Source organism: Tabrizicola sp. BL-A-41-H6, from assembly GCF_050632395.1.
In the GTDB taxonomy this organism is placed as follows: domain Bacteria; phylum Pseudomonadota; class Alphaproteobacteria; order Rhodobacterales; family Rhodobacteraceae; genus JAUYQR01.
Genome location: NZ_CP192600.1, coordinates 1,811,594 through 1,830,433 on the forward strand (window position 1 = coordinate 1,811,594; position 18,840 = coordinate 1,830,433).

17 protein-coding genes and 2 tRNA genes are annotated in these 18,840 nt (G+C 64.7%); 7 read left to right on the forward strand and 12 right to left on the reverse strand.

Annotation, left to right across the window (positions count from 1 at the left end; genetic code table 11):
- Nucleotides 1-7: 7 nt before the first annotated feature.
- From ACROUL_RS08980 to lipB, 4 genes are all read right to left on the reverse strand, one after another.
- Entirely contained in the window at nt 8-712 is a 705-nt protein-coding gene (locus ACROUL_RS08980; RefSeq protein ID WP_431299160.1) for a FadR/GntR family transcriptional regulator, read from the reverse strand.
- Nucleotides 713-1,034: 322 nt separating this feature from the next.
- A complete protein-coding gene (gene ctaD, locus ACROUL_RS08985) occupies nt 1,035-2,714 on the reverse strand; it encodes a cytochrome c oxidase subunit I (protein WP_431299161.1) in 1,680 nt (559 codons plus the stop codon).
- A gap of 252 nt (nt 2,715-2,966) precedes the next feature.
- Nucleotides 2,967-3,380 carry a c-type cytochrome gene (locus tag ACROUL_RS08990; protein ID WP_431299162.1) on the reverse strand — a complete coding sequence of 138 codons (414 nt, stop codon included), beginning with the start codon at nt 3,378-3,380 and terminating at the stop codon, nt 2,967-2,969.
- A 123-nt stretch (nt 3,381-3,503) separates the two neighbouring features.
- Complete coding sequence (lipB, locus tag ACROUL_RS08995; RefSeq protein WP_431299163.1) at nt 3,504-4,160, reverse strand: lipoyl(octanoyl) transferase LipB; 657 nt, start codon at nt 4,158-4,160, stop codon at nt 3,504-3,506.
- Between the two features lie 158 nt (nt 4,161-4,318).
- Here lipB and ACROUL_RS09000 point away from each other — a divergent pair.
- The 5 genes from ACROUL_RS09000 to ACROUL_RS09020 all read left to right on the forward strand — a co-directional run bounded on the left by ACROUL_RS09000 (nt 4,319) and on the right by ACROUL_RS09020 (nt 9,226).
- Nucleotides 4,319-4,405 (forward strand) — tRNA-Leu (locus ACROUL_RS09000).
- A 266-nt stretch (nt 4,406-4,671) separates the two neighbouring features.
- Complete coding sequence (locus tag ACROUL_RS09005; RefSeq protein WP_431299164.1) at nt 4,672-5,772, forward strand: ABC transporter ATP-binding protein; 1,101 nt, start codon at nt 4,672-4,674, stop codon at nt 5,770-5,772.
- A 71-nt stretch (nt 5,773-5,843) separates the two neighbouring features.
- Entirely contained in the window at nt 5,844-6,917 is a 1,074-nt protein-coding gene (locus tag ACROUL_RS09010) for an ABC transporter substrate-binding protein (protein WP_431299165.1), read from the forward strand.
- A 64-nt stretch (nt 6,918-6,981) separates the two neighbouring features.
- Entirely contained in the window at nt 6,982-8,244 is a 1,263-nt protein-coding gene (locus ACROUL_RS09015; protein ID WP_431299166.1) for an ABC transporter permease, read from the forward strand.
- 10 nt (nt 8,245-8,254) lie between these two features.
- Entirely contained in the window at nt 8,255-9,226 is a 972-nt protein-coding gene (locus ACROUL_RS09020; protein WP_431299167.1) for an ABC transporter permease, read from the forward strand.
- Between the two features lie 4 nt (nt 9,227-9,230).
- On the opposite strand, the gene ACROUL_RS09025 is transcribed toward ACROUL_RS09020, so the two are convergent.
- From ACROUL_RS09025 to ACROUL_RS09045, 5 genes are all read right to left on the reverse strand, one after another.
- A complete protein-coding gene (locus ACROUL_RS09025) occupies nt 9,231-10,169 on the reverse strand; it encodes an AEC family transporter (protein ID WP_431301270.1) in 939 nt (312 codons plus the stop codon).
- A gap of 72 nt (nt 10,170-10,241) precedes the next feature.
- Nucleotides 10,242-11,060 carry an MBL fold metallo-hydrolase gene (locus ACROUL_RS09030; protein WP_431299168.1) on the reverse strand — a complete coding sequence of 273 codons (819 nt, stop codon included), beginning with the start codon at nt 11,058-11,060 and terminating at the stop codon, nt 10,242-10,244.
- Nucleotides 11,060-11,848 (reverse strand): TatD family hydrolase, encoded by a 789-nt coding sequence (locus tag ACROUL_RS09035; RefSeq protein WP_431299169.1) that lies wholly within the window; start codon nt 11,846-11,848, stop codon nt 11,060-11,062. Before ACROUL_RS09035 ends, ACROUL_RS09030 begins: the two co-directional genes overlap by 1 nt.
- Nucleotides 11,849-11,853: 5 nt before the next feature.
- Nucleotides 11,854-12,984 carry a DNA polymerase III subunit delta' gene (locus ACROUL_RS09040; protein ID WP_431299170.1) on the reverse strand — a complete coding sequence of 377 codons (1,131 nt, stop codon included), beginning with the start codon at nt 12,982-12,984 and terminating at the stop codon, nt 11,854-11,856.
- Between the two features lie 615 nt (nt 12,985-13,599).
- Nucleotides 13,600-14,010 (reverse strand): hypothetical protein, encoded by a 411-nt coding sequence (locus tag ACROUL_RS09045; protein ID WP_431299171.1) that lies wholly within the window; start codon nt 14,008-14,010, stop codon nt 13,600-13,602.
- Nucleotides 14,011-14,116: 106 nt separating this feature from the next.
- Here ACROUL_RS09045 and ACROUL_RS09050 point away from each other — a divergent pair, with 106 nt between their 5' ends.
- The gene (locus ACROUL_RS09050; RefSeq protein WP_431299172.1) at nt 14,117-15,013 is read left to right on the forward strand and encodes a LysR family transcriptional regulator; all 897 of its coding nucleotides are present in this window, start codon (nt 14,117-14,119) and stop codon (nt 15,011-15,013) included.
- 3 nt (nt 15,014-15,016) lie between these two features.
- Here ACROUL_RS09050 and tmk read toward each other — a convergent pair whose 3' ends face one another.
- From tmk to ACROUL_RS09065, 3 genes are all read right to left on the reverse strand, one after another.
- Nucleotides 15,017-15,637: a dTMP kinase gene (tmk, locus tag ACROUL_RS09055; RefSeq protein WP_431299173.1), complete on the reverse strand. Its 621-nt coding sequence runs from the start codon at nt 15,635-15,637 to the stop codon at nt 15,017-15,019.
- The gene (locus ACROUL_RS09060; protein ID WP_431299174.1) at nt 15,638-16,816 is read right to left on the reverse strand and encodes a D-alanyl-D-alanine carboxypeptidase family protein; all 1,179 of its coding nucleotides are present in this window, start codon (nt 16,814-16,816) and stop codon (nt 15,638-15,640) included.
- A gap of 66 nt (nt 16,817-16,882) precedes the next feature.
- On the reverse strand, nt 16,883-18,145 hold the full coding sequence (locus ACROUL_RS09065; protein WP_431299175.1) for an SPOR domain-containing protein: 1,263 nt from the start codon (nt 18,143-18,145) through the stop codon (nt 16,883-16,885).
- Nucleotides 18,146-18,397: 252 nt separating this feature from the next.
- Between ACROUL_RS09065 and ACROUL_RS09070 the strand changes: the two genes are divergently transcribed.
- A tRNA-Ser gene (locus ACROUL_RS09070) sits at nt 18,398-18,487 on the forward strand.
- Nucleotides 18,488-18,840: the final 353 nt, after the last annotated feature.

Sequence of the window (18,840 nt, forward strand, 5' to 3'; positions counted from 1 at the left end):
CCTCGGGTCAGGGGTGCAGGATGCGTTTCAGGTTGTCGGCAAGCGTCGTCAGGTGGCTGCGCATCGCGGCTTCGGCCCCGTCGGGATTGCCGGCCTCGATCTGGTCGATGATGGCGTGGTGTTCGGTGTCACTGATTCGCAGGGTTTCCAGCGAACGCGCCTTGGAGCGAAAGTCCCGCCAGGTCTCATTGGACCGGATTTCGTCGATCATCGAAAAGGCGGTGAAGAGCGGCTTGTTGCAGGCAGTGCGCGCGATCAGGCGGTGCAGCGCGCCATCCCAAATCTCGATCGAAGCGTTGTCGGTAGATTCGAGCGTGCGCCGGGCAAGGTTGCGCATCCGTTCGATATCAGCCGGAAGCGCGTGGCGGGCTGCCATTGCGGCAAGGGTCGGTTCGATACAGAGGCGCGCCTCCATCAGTTCGGTGAAGTTCGTCTCGCCCACCACCTCGGCTGCCAGCATCTGCGTCTTGTCGGGCGGCTGGCCGGCAAAGGTACCCTTGCCCTGCTTGCGCCAGATCAGGCCGTCAGCCAGCAGCGATTCCATCGCCTGCCGCACGGCGCGGCGGCTGATGCCCATGCTTTCGCTGAGGTCGCGTTCGGTGGGCAGCCGCCCGCCGGGTGGCAGGTTGCCGTTCTCGATAATGCCAAGCAGGCGCGCGCGAACAATGCCGGCGGCGTCCTTTTCGATGGCTGAGGCGGGCAGGTTTATCATGAGCGAACCAATCGGTACTTGGTTCAAGCAGGATGAACGACCGCGCGATTCTGTCAATTGGAAATTTCGAGGTCAAAACATCTGCGCGGCGGGAATCGGCGTTGTCGGGTTCAGGTCTGGCAGGCAAGGCGGAAATGCGCGCGTTCCTGCCTGAAAATTCGGCGTGGTCGAAACGCTGGTCGGGGTGCACGGGCTGCGACTGGACAGCCGAGGGCACATAATTGTGTGGCAATTCGCAATTGGCCCGTGCGCAGGACTGGTCTGCAAACGAAAAAGGCCCCGGGAACGATCCCGAGGCCTTTGTCCGATGGTGAGCTGCGCTTTAGTGGGCGTGGCTGCGGTCCCAGTCTTCGCGCTTTGGCAGCTGCTCGAAAGTGTGTTCGGGCGGCGGCGAGGGCAGGGTCCATTCCAGAGTGTCGGCGTATTCGTTCCAGTAGTTGTTCTGGGTCACGCGGCGGCCCCACATCAGGGTGTAGAACACGATCCCGATGAAGAACACGAACGAGGCGAAGGAGATGAACGCGCCGATCGAGGAGAACCAGTTCCAGTAGGCGAACGCCTCGGGGTAGTCGATGTAGCGGCGCGGCATGCCTTGGCGGCCAAGGAAGTGCTGCGGGAAGAAGGTCAGGTTCGAGCCGAGGAACATCGCCCAGAAGTGGATCTTTCCCGCCCATTCCGGATACTGGCGGCCCGACATCTTGCCGATCCAGAAGTAGACGCCGGCGAAGATGCCGAACACGGCACCGAGCGACATGACGTAGTGGAAGTGTGCCACCACATAGTAGGTGTCGTGGTAGGCGCGGTCGACGGCGGCCTGGCTGAGCACGATCCCGGTCACACCACCGGCGGTGAACAGGAACAGGAAGCCGAACGCGAAGAGCATCGGGGTTTCGAACGTCACCGAGCCGCCCCACATGGTGGCGATCCACGAGAAGATCTTGATGCCGGTTGGCACTGCGATGACCATCGTGGCCAGCATGAAGTAGGACTGCTGGGTCAGCGACATGCCTGCAGTATACATGTGGTGCGCCCAGACGACGAAACCGAGGACACCGATCGCCACCATCGCATAGACCATCGGCAGGTAGCCGAAGATCGGCTTGCGCGAGAAGGTCGAGATGACCTGGGAGATGATCCCGAAGGCCGGCAGGACGATGATGTAAACTTCCGGGTGGCCGAAGAACCACAGGATGTGCTGGTAGAGGACCGGGTCACCGCCGCCCGAGGGCGAGAAGAAGGTGGTGCCGAAGTTGCGGTCGGTCAGCAGCATGGTGATGGCGCCGGCAAGCACCGGAAGGGCCAGCAGGATGAGCCAAGCGGTCACGAAGATCGACCAGGCGAACAGCGGCACCTTGTGCATTGTCATGCCGGGAGCGCGCATGTTCAGGAAAGTGGTGATCATGTTGATCGCGCCAAGGATCGACGAGGCACCCGACAGGTGCACGGCGAAGATCGCGAGGTCCATCGCGTAGCCGCCTTCGGCCGTGGTCGAGAGCGGCGGGTAAAGCACCCAGCCAACGCCCGCGCCGGTGCCGAGGTCGCCACCGCCGCCGGGGGCAAACAGCGAGGCTACGGCCAGCGAGGTGCCGGCGATGTAGAGCCAGAACGACAGGTTGTTCATCCGCGGGAACGCCATGTCCGGCGCACCGATCTGCAGCGGCATGAAGTAGTTGCCGAAACCGCCGAACAGCGCCGGGATCACGACGAAGAACATCATCAGGATGCCGTGCGCGGTGATCGTCACGTTCCAGATGTGGCCGTTCGGGGTGCAGGGCGAGCTGGCGTCAGCGATCAGGCGAAGGCCTTCCTGGCACATGTACTGCACCTGCGGGTGCATCAGCTCCATCCGCATGTACACGGTGAAGATGACCGAGATCAGGCCGACAAGACCGCCGGCAAAGAGATAGAGGATGCCGATGTCCTTGTGGTTCGTCGACATGAACCAGCGGGTAAAGAACCCTGGTCGGTGATGGTCATGGCCATGGATGGCTGCGTCCGCCATTGGCGTCCTCCGGTCTTGATTGCAACTGCTGTCGGCGGCTGGTTGGCCCAGACCGCCCGGTTCCCGTGTGGACATGTCTTTAATCCGGCCAACCGACTGTCGCAATGTCTGACTTTGACGCAGGGCCAGATTTCCGGGTGATTTCCGGGCAATTGGCGGCTGGGCTGCGACAAAAAGCGCGGCCTCTTGCGAAGCCGCGCCTTAAAGCATGTGGTCGGGACGGACTGCGGCGCGACCTGTGCTGCGACGTGGTTACTGCGAGACGGAGGCCAGATAGGCCGCCACATCCTCGCCGCCCGCGCCAAGCTTGAAGGACATCTTCGACTTGGCCGCATCATCGCCGAGCGCGGCTTTCAGATAGCCGGACGGATCGGAGGTGTAGGCCGCAAGCGAGGCTTCGTCCCAGACCGCGCCGGTCGCACCGAGGGCCAGAATCGAATCGCCGTAGGTATAGTCTGGGTCCGACGCCACCGCGCGACCGATGATGCCATAGAGGTTCGGCCCGGTCTTTCCACCTTTCTGGATCGCGGTCCCGTCGGGGGCCACCACCGAATGGCAGGCCTTGCACTTCTTGAACGTATCCTCACCCGCCGCTGCATCGCCCGCGAAGGCCGGGGCGGCAAGGGCGGCGGCCGAAACGATGGCCAGCAGGATGGTCTTGGTCATTTTGTCCTCATCTGTCACGGGGCGCGAGTCGCCTTGGGATGAAGATGTGGATGGAGGGGCTTGATATGCAATAGCAACGCCGCCCGCTGCGTCAAAAAGCACGGTTTGTCGGGTGCGTGGAGGTCAGACCGGGCAGACCCCGAAGCTGCGCTGGAAGGTGGCCATCAGCGCGGCGTCAAGGTCGGCCATCGTGACCGGCAGGCCAAGGTCGACAAGGCTGGTGACGCCGTGGTCGCGGATGCCGCAGGGCACGATGCCGTCGAAATGCGACAGGTCAGGTTCGACGTTGATCGAGATGCCGTGAAAGCTGACCCAGCGGCGCAGCTTGATGCCAATGGCGGCGATCTTGGCCTCGGACGGCTGCCCATCGGGGCCGGGGCGGTCGGGCAGTGTGACCCAGACGCCGACGCGGCCAGGGCGGATCTCGCCCTTGACGTTGAATTCGGCGAGGGTGGCGATGACCCAGTTTTCCAGATCGCGCACGAAGCAGCGCACGTCGCGGCCGCGCTTGCCCACGTCGAGCATGGTGTAGATCACGCGTTGGCCTGGGCCGTGATAGGTGTATTGCCCGCCGCGCCCCACGGGATGGACGGGAAAGCGGTCGGGATCGGTCAGGTCGGCGGGTTTGGCCGAGGTTCCTGCGGTGTAAAGGGGCGGGTGTTCCAGAAGCCAGATCGCCTCGTCGGCGCGGCCTTCGGTCATGGCGGCGACATGCGCCTCCATCGCGGCGAGGGTCGGCAGGTAGGGCGAGAGGCCCGGCAGATGTACCCAGTCAGTCAAAGCTGGCGGTTCCCTTGTTGCAGGTGAGCCGAGTGATGCGACAGTGCTGCGGGCGATGCAACCGTCACCCGGCATGTTGCGCGAGTTGGGTGCGCGAATCCCTCTTTTCAATGCGGTCGACTGCCGCTAAGTAGCGCCTGTCCGACGCCGGAACCTGTGCGGATGTGGCGGAATTGGTAGACGCGCAGCGTTGAGGTCGCTGTTCCTTAACCGGAGTGAAAGTTCGAGTCTTTTCATCCGCACCAGTTCCGGCGGGACATACCAAGGACGCAGGGTAACACCTGCGTCCTTTGTTTTTCCTGGAAGCTTTGGCGAAAGGCGGGTTTCCCGCAGGCCGCACGCGGGCGGGCCAATCGGCGGGCAGTTGCGCGGTTCTCTGCCCGGAATTCCCGCAATCTTGGATTTGCCCCCGCGTTCGCCACTTGTGCGTTGCAATACAGGGTCCCATTGGCTTTAAGCTGTCACAAAGAACAAGCGCAGGGTCACCTGCCGGATCATCAGGGAGACGTGGGTGGCGGCTGAAACCCGGAACGACGCATTCGTCGCATTTGAGCGTGTGCAGAAAAGTTACGACGGGGTCACCCTTGTCGTGAAGGATTTGAACCTGAGCATCGGCAAGGGCGAGTTCCTGACGATGCTTGGCCCGTCGGGATCGGGCAAGACGACCTGTCTGATGATGCTGGCCGGGTTCGAGACGGCGACCAACGGCGAGATCCGGCTGGATGGCCAGCCGATCAACCAGGTGCCGCCGCACAAGCGCGGCATCGGCATGGTGTTCCAGAATTACGCACTGTTCCCGCACATGACGGTGGGCGAAAACCTAGCCTTTCCGCTGGAAGTGCGCGGCATGGGCAAGTCGGACCGCGATGACAAGGTCAAGCGTGCGCTGGACATGGTGCAGATGTTCAGCTTCATCAACCGCCGCCCGGCGCAGTTGTCGGGCGGCCAGCAACAGCGGATTGCCTTGGCGCGGGCACTGGTGTTCGACCCGAAGCTGGTGCTGATGGACGAACCCCTTGGCGCGCTGGACAAGCAACTGCGTGAGCACATGCAGTTCGAGATCAAGCACCTGCACGAACGGTTGGGCATCACGGTGGTTTATGTCACCCACGATCAGGGCGAGGCCTTGACGATGAGCGATCGGGTGGCCGTGTTCAACGACGGGCGCATCCAGCAGCTGGCAACGCCCTCGGACCTGTACGAGCGACCGGAAAACAGCTTTGTCGCGCAGTTCATCGGCGAGAACAACAAGCTGCCCGGCACGATCGAGGAGTTGTCCGGCGACAAAGCGCTGGTGCGGTTGCAGACGGGCGAGTTGATTGATGCGACACCGGTCAACGTGAAGCAGAAGGGCGCGGCAACGCTGGTCTCGATCCGGCCCGAACGGGTGGAGTTCAAGCCCGAGATGATGCCGCCCGGCGCCCATATGATCGACGCCGAGGTGCTGGAGATCATTTACATGGGGGACATCCTGCGCGCCGTGCTGCGCGTCGCGGGGTCGGACGATTTCGTGATGAAGATGCGCAATACCCTGAACCAGACCAAACTGGTGCCGGGGCAGAAGATCAAGGTGGGCTGGCATCCGCAGGACGCCCGCGCGCTCGATCCTTGAGAGACCGCCGGGCGGCTGCCGCCCGCGCGGAGGCTATTTCCAAAAAGACCAACCAACTGGGAGAACCAAGAATGAAGAAACTACTCGCACTTTCCACCGCGCTGACCGTGGTCGGCTACACCGCCCATGCCGACGTCGTCGTGATGTCGTGGGGCGGTGCCTACGGCGAAGCGCAGACCGAAGCGCACGTGAAGCCGTGGTCGGCCGCATCGGGCATCAACGCCACGATGGTCGACAGCGACAACCCGGCCCCGGCCGTCAAGGCGATGGTCGAAGCCGGCAACGTGACGGTTGACGTGGCCTCGCTGGAATATGCCGATGCGATCCGGCTTTGCGACGAAGGCATGCTGGAGCCGATCGATATCAGCGTTCTGCCGGCCGGAGCCGATGGCACGCCTGCGGCGGACGACTTCCTTGCAGGTGCCGTGACGGATTGCGCCGTGTCGACCGACATCTGGTCGAACGTGTTTGCCTATGACAGCACCAAATACACCGCCGAGACTGCACCGAAAACCGCGGCGGACTTCTTTGACCTCGAGAAGTTCCCCGGCAAGCGCGGCCTGAAGAAGGGCGCAAAAGCCGTTCTCGAATTCGCGCTGATGGCCGACGGTGTGCCTGCTGCCGAAGTCTATTCGGTGCTGAACACCCCCGAAGGCGTGGACCGCGCGTTTGCCAAGCTCGACACCATCAAGTCGGACGTCGTCTGGTGGGAAGCTGGCGCGCAGGCACCGCAGCTTCTGGCGGACGGCGAGGTCGCGATGACCACTGCCTACAACGGCCGGATCTTCGCGGCGGCGATCAACGAGGGCAAGCCCTTCGAGATCGTCTGGGACGCACAGGTCTACGAGAACGAGATGTACGCCATTCCGAAGGGCGCACCGAACAAGGACGCGGCGCTTGAGTTCATCAAGTACGCGACCTCGACCGAAGGTCTGCGCGCGCAGGCCCAGCACATCTCTTACGGTCCGGCCCGCAAGTCGGCCCTGAAGGAAGAGCTGGTGTTCAAGGACGGCAAGACCGTGATGGCACCGCACCTGCCGACCGCGCCGGAAAACATGGGCAACGCGCTGGAAACCTCGTCTGATTTCTGGGTCGACCATGACGCGGAACTGAACGAGCGGTTCCAGGCCTGGCTGGCGCAGTAAGCCTTTATCCGGGCGCGGGGGGCAACCCTCGCGCCCGTTTCCTTTCGCGAAAGACGAGGCAGGCATGGCCGAGGCCATCGAGACGACCCCGACGTTGCTGACCACCGCTGACGGACGCCCGTTGAAGACGGCGCTGGCCGAGGCACAGGCAAAGGCGCGGCGACGGGCCTTTTTTCTGGTGGTGCCGCTGATCCTGTTCGTGATCGTGACCTTCCTCATTCCGATCGGCTACATGCTGAAGCGGTCTTTCGAGCATGATGGCTTTGCGTCCTCGGCCCCGGCGATGGTGGCTTGGTTCGCGGCCAACCCGGATTTCGACCCGACCAATCCGCCCGAAGAGGCCTTTGCGGCGCTGGTCAGCGACCTGACGCGGATGCAGGCCGAAAAGACCACCGGCATGGCGGGCACGCGGATCAACTATTCGGTTCCCGGCACGATCAGCCTGTTCAAGGGCGGCGCGCGAGCGGCAAAGAATTTGCAGCCGCCGTTCAAGGAGGCGCTCTTGGCCGTGGACGCGGAATGGGGCCGCCCGGCGTTGTGGCGTGGGATGCAATCGGCAAGCCACGTCTACACCGCCGAGTTCTACCTTGTCGCTTCGGACCGCAAGCTGACCGATGACGGCTGGGCGCGGGGCGGCGACAAGGAGCGGATCTACCTTTACCTTTTCTTCAAGACCTTCCTGATTTCCGGCATCATCACCTTCCTGTGCCTCTTGCTGGCCTTCCCGGTGGCGCACCTGCTGGCGACCCTGCCGATGGCGAAATCGTCGCTGCTGATGATCTTCGTGCTGCTGCCATTCTGGACATCGCTTCTGGTGCGAACGACCTCGTGGATCGCGCTGTTGCAGGAGCAGGGCGTGGCGAACGACCTTCTGGTGGCGCTGGGGCTGATCACCGAGGAGGGCCGGTTGACGATGATGTACAACATGACCGGCACCATCGTGGCGATGACGCATGTGCTGCTGCCGTTCATGATCCTGCCCTTGTATTCGGTGATGAAGGTCATACCCCCAAGCTATGCCCGCGCCGCGCGCAGCCTTGGCGCGACATCGTGGACCACGTTCCGGCGGGTGTATCTGCCGCAGACGCTGCCCGGCATCGCGGCGGGATCGCTGCTCGTTTTCATCCTCGCGGTTGGCTACTACATCACGCCGGCGCTGGTCGGCGGGGCGGATGGGCAGTTGATCTCGAACCTGATCAGTTTCCACATGTCGAAATCGAACTGGTCCCTGGCGGCGGCGATTGCGGCGATGCTGCTCGCGTCGATCCTGCTGTTGTATTGGCTTTATGATCGTCTGGTCGGCATCGACCGGCTGAAGTTTGGCTGAGGAGAACATCATGGCCCTGCCGACCTATGCCTCACCCTTGGAACGCGTCTGGTACTACACCTACATCGTGATTTGCGTGTTGGTGTTCCTGTTCCTGATCGCACCGATCCTGATCGTGATCCCGCTTTCGTTCAACGCCGAGCCGTATTTCACCTTCACGCCGAAGATGCTGACCTTCGACCCCGAAGGTTATTCGTTGCGCTGGTACGATGCGCTTTTGACGCTGGGCCACCCGAATGCCGACGCGGTGCGCGACGGGGCGTGGTGGGCGACGGTCTGGGAACGGTCGACCTGGGTGCAGGCGGCGAAGAACTCGTTCTGGGTTGGTCTGTGGGCGACGGTGCTTGCTACGACGCTGGGCACCATCGCGGCGCTGGGTCTTAGCCGCCCGGAGATGCCGTATCGGCGCTTGATCATGGCGCTGATGATCAGCCCGATGATCGTGCCGATCATCATCATCGCAGTGGGGATGAGCTTTTTCTATGCCAAGGCCTGCGTCGCACCGGACAGCGCGTGGTTTTCGGTGTTCGGGATGTTCCTGAGCGAGAAGGGCTGTCTGGCAAACTCGCACCTCGGGGTGATCGTGGCCCATGCGGTGCTGGGCATACCCTTTGTCATCATCACCGTGACGGCGACGCTGTCGGGGTTCGACCAGTCGCTGATCCGGGCGGCGCATTCGCTGGGGGCCAACCCGCGCACCACGTTCTTCAAGGTGGTCATGCCGTTGATCCTGCCCGGGGTGATTTCGGGAGCCTTGTTCGCCTTCGTCACCTCGTTCGACGAGGTGGTGGCGGTGCTGTTCATCGCTGGCCCCGATCAGCAGACCATCCCGCGCCAGATGTTCAACGGAATCCGCGAGGCGATTTCGCCGGCGATTCTGGCGGTGGCGACAATCCTTGTGGTGATCTCGGTGCTGCTGCTGGCGACGGTGGAATTGCTGCGGCGGCGGTCTGACCGGCTGCGCGGCGTGACCGGGCGCTGACCGGTCAGGGCAGGATCTGTAGCCAGAACCAGGTGGTGACGATGCTGAGGCCGGTGGCCATCAGCACGGTCGAGGCTGCGACGCGCTTGGCCACGCCGTAGAGGTTGGCAAAGACATAGGCGTTCACGCCGGGGGCCATCGCGGCGGTGATCACGGCAGACCGCAGCGCGGGCGTGTCGAGGTGAAACACCTGGGTGCCGAGCGTCCAGGTGATCGCCGGGTGCAGGATCAGCGAGATGGCTGAAAGGGTGGCGATGGCGCGCATGTCGCCTTCGGGCTTGTAGCGGTAAAGGACGCCGCCAAGGCCGAAAAGTGCTGCGGGCAGGGCGGCGCGGATCACCATGTCGATGGCCGACCACGCGATGGCGGGCAGCGGCAGGCCGGAAAGGTTGACCGCAAAGCCGCACAGGATGCCGATCACAAGGGGTTGCGACAGGATCGCGCGGACGACCTGTCGCGCGAGGGTAAGGGGGGAAAGCCCAAGGCCGTGAGACCGGGCCAGTTCCATGCAGGTGATGCCGAAGGCGTAGAACACTGGCGCGTGGACCGAGATGATGGCGAAGTTGCCGGTCAGCGCACCTGTGCCGTAAGCGCGTTCGGTGATCGGCAGGCCGAGAAGGAGCGAGTTGGAAAAAAGCCCGACGAAGCCGAAGGCGATGCTGTCGGTCAGCGGTCGGTCGAAGATCAGGCGCGCTGCGGCGAACCCCGCGCCAAAGCCCGAAAGCGCGCCGATGTAGAACGACAGCATCAGCCCCGCGTCATAAGCCTGCCCGAGATCGAGCCGCGCGATCGACGCGAAAAGGAGAAGCGGCAGCGCGAAGCCTTGGGCGAAGTGCATCACGCCGTCGACCGACGTGTCCTTGAAGCCAAGCCAGCGGGCGGCGACGTAGCCGAAGCCGATCACGATGAAGACCGGGAGGATGACGTCGAGAAGCGCGCTCACCTCTGCCGGCGACCGGGGGTTTTGCACCCCCGGACCCCCGTGGGATATTGTTGCAAAGCGGAAGAGCGGCGGTCAGGGCTGGTTGTCATAGGTGACGACCATTCCGTCATAGGCGGGAGTGATGTGGGGGGGCAGTTCGGCGGCGAGCGTGGCGTAGTCGAGGTCGTTGTGCATGTTCGTCAGGACCGCGCGGGAGGGTCTGGCGCGGGCGATCCAGTCGAGCGTGAGGGCGAGGTGGGCGTGGGTCGGGTGCGGCTTGCGGCGAAGCGCGTCCACCACCCAGCAGTCGAGCCCGTCTAGGTAAGGCCAGCTATCAGCCGGGATCTCGACCGCGTCGGGCAGGTAGGCTAGGGGCCCAATGCGAAAGCCGAGCGCGTCCATCGATCCGTGTTCGGCGCGGAACGGGGTAAGGGTCACGGGCCCGCCGGCTCCGGTGACCGTGACCGGGCCGTCGAGTGTGTGGAGGTTGAGGATCGGCGGGTAGGGCGAGCCTTCAGGTTGGATGAAGGCGTAGCCGAAGCGGGAGAGGAGCGCCTCTTGCGTCGGGCCGTCGGCCCAGACGGCGAGGCGCTGGCGAGTGTTGAACACAATCTGGCGCAGGTCGTCGATGCCATGCATATGGTCGGCGTGGGAGTGGGTGTAGATTACGGCATCAAGTGTGCCGACGCCGGCGTCGAGAAGCTGGTCGCGCATGTCGGGCGAGGTGTCGATCAGGACGCGGGTGATGCCGGCTTCGGTCTGGCGTTCGACGAGCATCGAGCAGCGGCGGCGGCGGTTCTTCGGATTGGTGGGGTCGCAGTCGCCCCAGTCGCCAAGGTTGCCGGGACCGCCAAGGCGCGGGACGCCGCCGGAGGAGCCGCAGCCGAGGATGGTGAAGCGCAGGGTGGCCATCAGGCGGGCCTCGCTTTGGAAAAGAGCCGGTCGAAGTTGGCGGTGGTGGCGGCGGCAAAGTCTTCTTCGGACGTGTTGAAGACCTGCGCGCCGGCCTTGGCGGTAAAGGCGGTGTAGGCCGGTTCGTTGCGTCGGCCGCGGTGCGGCGGCGGGGCAAGGTAGGGGCTGTCGGTTTCCAGAAGGATGCGGTCGAGCGGGGCGCGGGCGAAGATGTCGCGCAGGGGTTGGCTTTTGGGGAAGGCGGCGATGCCGGACATCGAGAGGTAAAAGCCGAGGTCAAGTGCGGTTTCGGCCAGCGCCGCGCCGGAGGAAAAGCAGTGCATCACGCAGCCGTAGGGCTTGGCGCGGAAGCCTTCGGTCAGGATGGCGGCCATGTCATCATCGGCGTCGCGGGCGTGGATGATGAGCGGCAGGCCGGTTTCCTGCGCAGCTGCGATATGGATGCGCAGCGAGGTTTGCTGGATGGTCTTGCTGTCGGCGGTGTAATGGTAGTCAAGGCCGGTTTCACCGATGCCGACCATCTTGGGATGCCGCGCGAGGGCGATCAGTTGGTCGAGCGTGGCGAGGGGTTCTTCGGCGGCGCTCATCGGGTGGGTTCCGGCGGCGTAGTAGACTTGGCGGTAGGCCTCGGCGATGGCGCGGACCTGGGGTTCGTTTCTGAGCCGTGTGCAGATCGTGACCATGCGGGTTACGCCGGCCTCTGTGGCGCGGGCGATGATCTGGGGCAGTTCCTCGGCAAAGTCGGGGAAGTCGAGGTGGCAGTGGCTGTCCACTAGGTCGGGGGGCATCGGGGTCACCTTGAGGCGAGGGTGCCCGCCGTCTCGTCGATCTGGAGGAGCATATCCATGAGAAGGGCGGCAGGGTCAAGGTTGACCGCCTTGCCGCGACGGGCACGGGCGGAAAGGGATTGGGCGAGGTCGGCCCAGTGGCGGGCGGCGGCGGGGGTTGGCGAGAGGCGGGCGAGAAGGGGCGCTTCGTTCGGCGCTGCTTCGGGCGGGGTCTGGTGGAGCGTTCCGGTGCGGGCGAGGCGGGCGAGGAAGAGGTCGATCAGGGTGACGAGAAGGTCGAAGGTCTCTGCCGCACCACGGGCGCCGGCGATATCGGCCAGCGCGAGCGCTTGCGGGCGATCGAGGCGGGGGAGGGTGGAAAAGAGGCGGATGAGAGCGGCGTAAAGCTTCAGGCCGTCGAGGTTGGTCAGACGGAACGCCTCGCCCACGGAGCCTGCGGACAGTTCGGCGAGGGCTTGGGTGTCCGCGGGCGCGACAGAGCCGCCTGCTTCGGTGAGGGCGGCGGCGAGGTCATCGGGGCCGAGGGGGGAAAGGCGCAGCTCGCGGCAGCGGGAGCGGATGGTGGGCAGGAGGCGCGCTGGCTGGTGCGCGATGAGGAGGAGGGTGACGCGGGCGGGGGGTTCTTCGAGGAGTTTCAGCAGGGCGTTGGCGGCGGCGGTGTTGAGTTCATCAAGGCTGTCGATGATCGCGACGCGGCGGCCACCGTCGGCGGCAGAGAGGGAGAAGAAGGATTTCATCTTGCGCACCTCGTCGACCGAGATGACTTGGGAGAGGGCGGTCTCCTTCTCGTTGGGACCGCGGCGCAGGAGGAAGAGGCGGGGTTCGGCAAGCTGGAGCATGCGGCGGGCGACGGAGTTCGCGGGGTCGATGTCGAGCGTGGTGGGGGGCGGCGGGGCGAACATGCCGCCGTCATCGTCGGGGGTGGCGAGCAGGAACCGGGCGATGCGCCAGGCGAGGGTGGCTTTGCCGACGCCTTTGGGGCCGGTCAGCATCCAGGCGTGGTGGAGGCGGCCGGTGGTGAAGGCCGAAAGCACCTCGGCCTCGGCGGCGGCGTGGCCGTAGAGATGGGCGGTTTCCCGTGGGTGGGGGGCACCTTCGATGCGGTCGGGATCGGGGAGGGGGTCGGTGGCGGCCATGCCGGGGAGATTGCACGGCGAGGGTGGCGGGGGGAAGGGGGTTTTGCGGGCAGAGCGCCTGTCCCACGGTGGGACAATGGGGTAATGGTATAGAGGTCAAAGGTTTAGGAGCGCTGTTCAGGAACGGTTAAGGGTTTGGGCCTTGAATCGAGGGCCGCTGCTGGACGCTTGGCGGCAGGGCGATCTGCACATCCTTTGCCGGCTGGGCCGCGCGGCCAGCGGTGTGTTGCAAAAGTGATGCCGGGGGGCGGCCCAGACGGGTGCAGGCTGGACGCGTGCCGCGACAGGAGTGGCCGCAACGCGGCGGCCCCGCGCGTTCCGAGCGGCAAGGGTGGCTGCCGGGGCGAGCCTTGCGAGGTGGATCGGGCGGATTGTGGGTCCGGCCCGCGTCACAGCCGACTGCACCTTTTCACTAACTGCGGTCGGCGGCGAGTGCCTTCAAGCGGTCAGGTCAGGCGCTGGGTGAAGCCGGAGGGCGAAAAATCGGTGTGGCGGTTCTATTGGAAGGAGAAAAGGGCTTGCGGCGGTGTGGGCGTGAGGGGGCAAGACGCGGCGGAACGGTTGTCAATACGCCGTGGGCAACGATGTCGGGCCGGGAGCCGGCGAGCGGCGAGGTCAGGCCTGGCGGATCCGCCTGACGAGATGCAGGAGCATGTAGACCTCGACCGTCGCGAGAGCGAGGAGCGTGGCCGTGTTCGCATCCGGTCCGCCATTGAGGATCAGCCCAACCACCACATCGCCCAGTTCGATGAAGATGCGGGTCGCAAGCATTAGGGCAAGAAGGACGGCGCTGTTCAGGAGCAAGGCTATGACGATGCCGACGACCGAGCCAAGGATGCGGACTCCGGTGGAGTAGAGGCCGAAGCGTTCGGCGAAGGTGTCGACCGTGACGCCGGGAAAGAAGGCACCGGGAGTGACCATGTATACGTAGGCAAAGAAAATGCCTGCCAGAACGAGAAGCCAGCCAAAGACCTTGGCGCGGGTCGGGATCGGAGCGGAAAGTGTGGCGGTGGAGAGGCTGAACATCTGGCTTATTCCAATTGGGCTTGCGGAAAGGGCTGCAGGGATCAGGTGCCACTTGCAATGAAATGCGACAAATGAAACGTTATGCGCAAACATATGAATAGTGTGCATGCGACCTGACCTGAACCTCCTGGTCATTCTAGACGCCCTCTGCCGGTACGGATCGGTGTCGCGGGCCGCCGAGCGGCTTTCTCTGAGCCAGCCCGCGATCAGTCATGCGCTGAACCGCTTGCGTGCGGCGACGGGCGACCCTTTGTTCACCCGGAGCGGACGTGGCCTTGTGCCAACGCCGCGCGCGCTGGCCTTGGCCGAGCGGGTTGCCGGGATTGTCGCCGAGGGTCAGGCCTGCCTGCGGCCGGAGGCGTTTGATCCGACACGGGATGCCATGCGGTTTCGGGTGGGAGTGAGCGATTTCGCCGGGCTGACCCTCGTGCCGCAGATCATCGCGGCGCTGATGGTCGAAGCGCCACGGGCCATCATAGAGACGCAGCCGGTGGGGCCAGGCCTGTTGCGGCAACTGGAGGAAGGCGGGATTGACCTGTCGTTCTGGGGGACCGATCCCGTAGCAGCGCCGTTTCACCATCAACCGCTGTTCGAGGACGAATATGGTCTGGTTCTGCGGCGGGATCATCCGGCTTTGATGGTCGGGGCTGGGCGGATCACCCTGGGCGACTACCTTGGTCTTTCGCATGCCGTGGTTTCCCTTGGCGACCCGGGGAAGAGCGGTGTTGACATGGCCTTGGCGCGGGATGGCTTGTCCCGGCGGATCGTGTTGGTGTCACCGAGCTTTGCGGCGAACCTTGCTGCCGTTGCGGCCAGCCAGCTGGTTGCCACGGTGCCGATCCGCCTGGCGCGCAATTTGCCCGATGCCCTGGTGCAGGTTCCGTTGCCAATCGAGGTTCCGCGCTTCCGCTATGGCATGATCTGGCACGCGCGGGCCGACGCCTCCCCGGCGCTGCGCTGGTTCCGGGGCCTTATCGGCCGCGTGGTCGGAGAAGCGGCTTAGCGATCAGGGCGGGAGGTGTGATGCAACCACGTGCCAGACACGCGCGGCGACGGTGTCGGGGTCTGCATCAGCATCGATCACGCGGAAACGAGTATGTTGCGCGGCAAGGGCAAGAAACCCGTGGCGCGCCTTGGTCTGGAAGGCGAGGCCCATATCCTCGAACCGCAGTTCGGTGCCGGCGCGGGCGGTGGCGCGTGCCAGGCCGGTGGCGGGATCGAGGTCGAAAAGGAGGGTCAGGTCAGGTTCGACGCCGATCATCAGGTCGTGCAGGCGGTCGACGGTGGCGGAAAGGTCGCCACGGGTGATGCCCTGAAAAATCCGGGTGCTGTCGGCAAAACGGTCGGTGATGACGATTTCGCCGCGCGACAGGGCAGGGAGGATGGTCTTTTCAAGGTGGTCACGGCGGGCAGCGGTGAAAAGCAGGATTTCGGTTTCGGGCGACCAGCGGTCGGTTGCGCCTTCCAGCACCAGACGGCGGATTTCCTCGGCCCCGGGGCTGCCGCCGGGTTCGCGGGTTAGGGTGACGGGGTGGCCGTGGGCGCGCAGGGCCTCGGCCAGAAGGCGGGCCTGGGTTGACTTGCCGGAGCCGTCGATGCCTTCGAAGCTGAGGAACAGGCCCGGCATTCAGGAGGCCGGAGCCTCGCCCATGTAGCGCGTGTAAAGCGCGCTGGCTGCGGTGGTGACGCGGCGCATGAAGCCAGCCTCGGGCACGTCGGCTTCGGCCACGAGGGGTATCTTGTGGTCGGGCAGATCGGGGACGTGGATGATAAGCTCGGCCACCGGGGTGCCTGCGGTGACGGGAGCGATGAGCGGGCCTTTGTAGACCACCTCTGCGGTCATGCTTTCCTGCACGAGCGCGGGGACCAGCAGGCTAACATCGGCGGCAGGGACAAGGCCGACGCTGTCGGTGGTGCCCATGAACACCTCGGCCTCGGCGACGCGGACGCCGGTCTTGGCGACGGTCTTTTCGGCGAACTGGCGGAAGGCCCAACTGACGATCCGCTCGGCCTCTTCGGCGCGGGCGGTGTCGGAGGGCAGGCCGGTGATCGCGAAAATGATCCGGCGGTTGCCCTGCTTGGCCGAGCCGACAAGTCCGTAGCCCGCCTCGGCGGTGTGGCCGGTCTTCAGACCGTCAGCGCCTATGCCAAGTTTCAAAAGCGGGTTGCGGTTGAAGCGGTTGTCGGGCGACCGGCCCTTGTAGCTGTATTCCGTCTCGCCAAAAATCTGATAGTATTCGGGGAATTCTTCGATCAGGCGTTTGCCCAGGATGCCGAGGTCGCGCATCGACATACGGTGACCCTCGGCCGGCCAGCCCGATGCGTTCTTGAAGGTGGAGGCCGTGAGGCCGATCGCGCGGCCGCGTTCCGTCATAGCTTCGGCAAAAGCCTCTTCCGTGTTGCCGCGCGGACCGCCCAGACCTTCGGCCACCACGACGCAGGCATCGTTGCCCGAGTTCACGATCATGCCGTGGATCAGATCCTGCACGGTCGGGCGGTCGTCGTGCTGCAGCATCATGGTCGAGCCGCCGGCACGTGTCATCTCCACGGCCCGGTCAGAGACGGCGAAGGGCGTGTCCATGGTGACGCGGCCATCACGCAGCGCCTCGAACAGCATGTTGATTGTCATCAGCTTGGACATCGAGGCGGGCGGGACGGACTGGTCGGCGTTCTTGTCCATCAGCACGGTCTTGGTGGTCATGTCATAGACCCACGCCGCCGTCGCCGCCGTCTCGAAGGCGCGGGCGGGCAGGGCCGCCGCGAACAGCATCAGGATCGGAAGGGCAAGGCGCAGGCGGTGGAACATGGATGGGTCCTTTCGCGGGTCGCGAGGGTCAGGTCGGCGTGGCGGGCCGGGTCATTTCTTGCCCGGTCATTTCAGGAAATAGGCGTCGGCAAAGCCGGCCGCCTTGGCCTTGCCAAGGGTGGCCGCGTCGCCGCGTGCGGTGACGGTCCAGTAGACCTTGCCATTGCTTTCTTCCTTGCGCGCCGTTGCGGGAACGCCCGCTTTGGCAAGCGCGGCCACGGCACGGTCGGCGTTCGCCTCTTCCGAGAAGAAGCCGATCTGGATCGGACGGCCGGCTCCGGCCGCTGTGGCCGGGGACGGCTCAGATCCGGGCTGGGCTTCGGCGGTGGATTTTGGCTGCGCGCTGGCACCCACGGCAGAGCCGATGGTCGCCCGCGCCGGGGCATCTGATTTCTTGGTTTCAGGTTCCGGGGTGGCGGCTGGGCTGCCACCGTCGAGTGGCGCAGTTTCTATATCGGAAACAATCGCTGCCGTGGCGGCGGCTTCACCCTCGGCCCCGGCGGCAGCGCCAGCTGCGGCGGCGGCCTTCGCGGCGCGTTCGGCCTCACGTTTGGCCTTGGCCTCGGCGCGGCGTTCGCGCCAGGTTTTTTTCTTGACCGGCTGGTCCACAGTTGCGGCGTCGGCATCGGCCGGAGCGGCGCCTGCGGTGCCGTCACTCGCAGGGGCGGAATCGGCATTTGCATCAACTGCATCGACTGCGGCGAGGGCGGCAGCGGCGACGGCCGTGGCTTCGGCGGCCCCGCCTGCCGCAGATTTTGCAGCGGCGTCGCCGGTCTTGGATGTTTCGGTCTTCGAGGTTTCAGTCTGGGCGGCTTCAGTCTGGGCGGCTTCGGTCGCGGCATCACCGATCGCTTCGGCTGCCGGGGCAGCAGCGGGCTTTGGTGCGGCCACTTCGGCACGGCGCAACGCGGTTACGTTGATTTGGGCTGGCTGGCCGGCCAGCAGGCCAAGCGCCTCGGCAGCGTCGGAGGAGATCTGCAGTTTTGGCCCGGGGTTGTCGCGTTCGCGCCGGAAGAGCGCGCCGACGACCGACTTGCCGTTCGACGGGTTGCGCATGATCACCCGCTCGGGGTCGGTGGTGTCGGGTGATGCGACCCAGACCCCGCCAAGTGATGGGCGGCCATCCCAAAGCGCGGTTTCGGTGACCTGAAAAACCTCGGGCGCCTCAATGTCTTGCGGTTTGCCTGATGCTGCAAAGGACGGGGAGGACGACGCCTCCTCGCCCGTGGAGGGGCCTGCGGCGAAGGGGCCTTCGCCCTCGACGCAACCGGCAAGCAGCGCTGTCGCCGCCACGCCCAGTGCCAAAACCCGGAATCTTGCCCTTGCCATCTTGCGCCCTCGTGATTGCGCGGTCTGGGTGCCACGCTTTGTTTTCCGCCCGCGCCGGATGCAGGTTTTGGCCTGCTTATTCCCCCGGTTTGACCGGGTGGACCGACGCAGACTTTGCTGCTGCGCCCGCATCATACCCATTGCAAGCCAAGGTGGAAAGGGTTCTGGCACGCAGCACCCTTCACGATCAGCGGAATTCGCCGCGAGCTCGCCCTTTCAGAATCATCCACCGCCCGCTAAGCCGCTTGCGTCGGAGGAGTGGCGGAGTGGTTTAACGCACCGGTCTTGAAAACCGACGTGGGTGGAAGCCCACCGTGGGTTCGAATCCCACCTCCTCCGCCACCATTTTCCATTAAATCAACAAAATAAGGGAATTTGGCCCTTACGCCACCCATTAATGTGTCGCAATATGTGTCGCAAATCAGGCCGCGGGCTGTCATGCTGATCTGCGCGCATTGCTCACTCAAACTCAAAAATCTGTCGCGCGATTCCATCTGGCGCCAGAGGTCACTCCCACCATAAACGCCTGCACGTGAACCCGTCCAACGGCCACACAGAGCGATCGGCACCAGGTCCCTATCCTTCTAGCGAAATCGGGGGGCGTCACCATCCCGTCACCCCGAGCGAAGCCGGAAAACTCTGCCTTCGGGCGGTCCAGGTGTTAGGATTGGACAACTTCCGGCCAGACGGCCTTT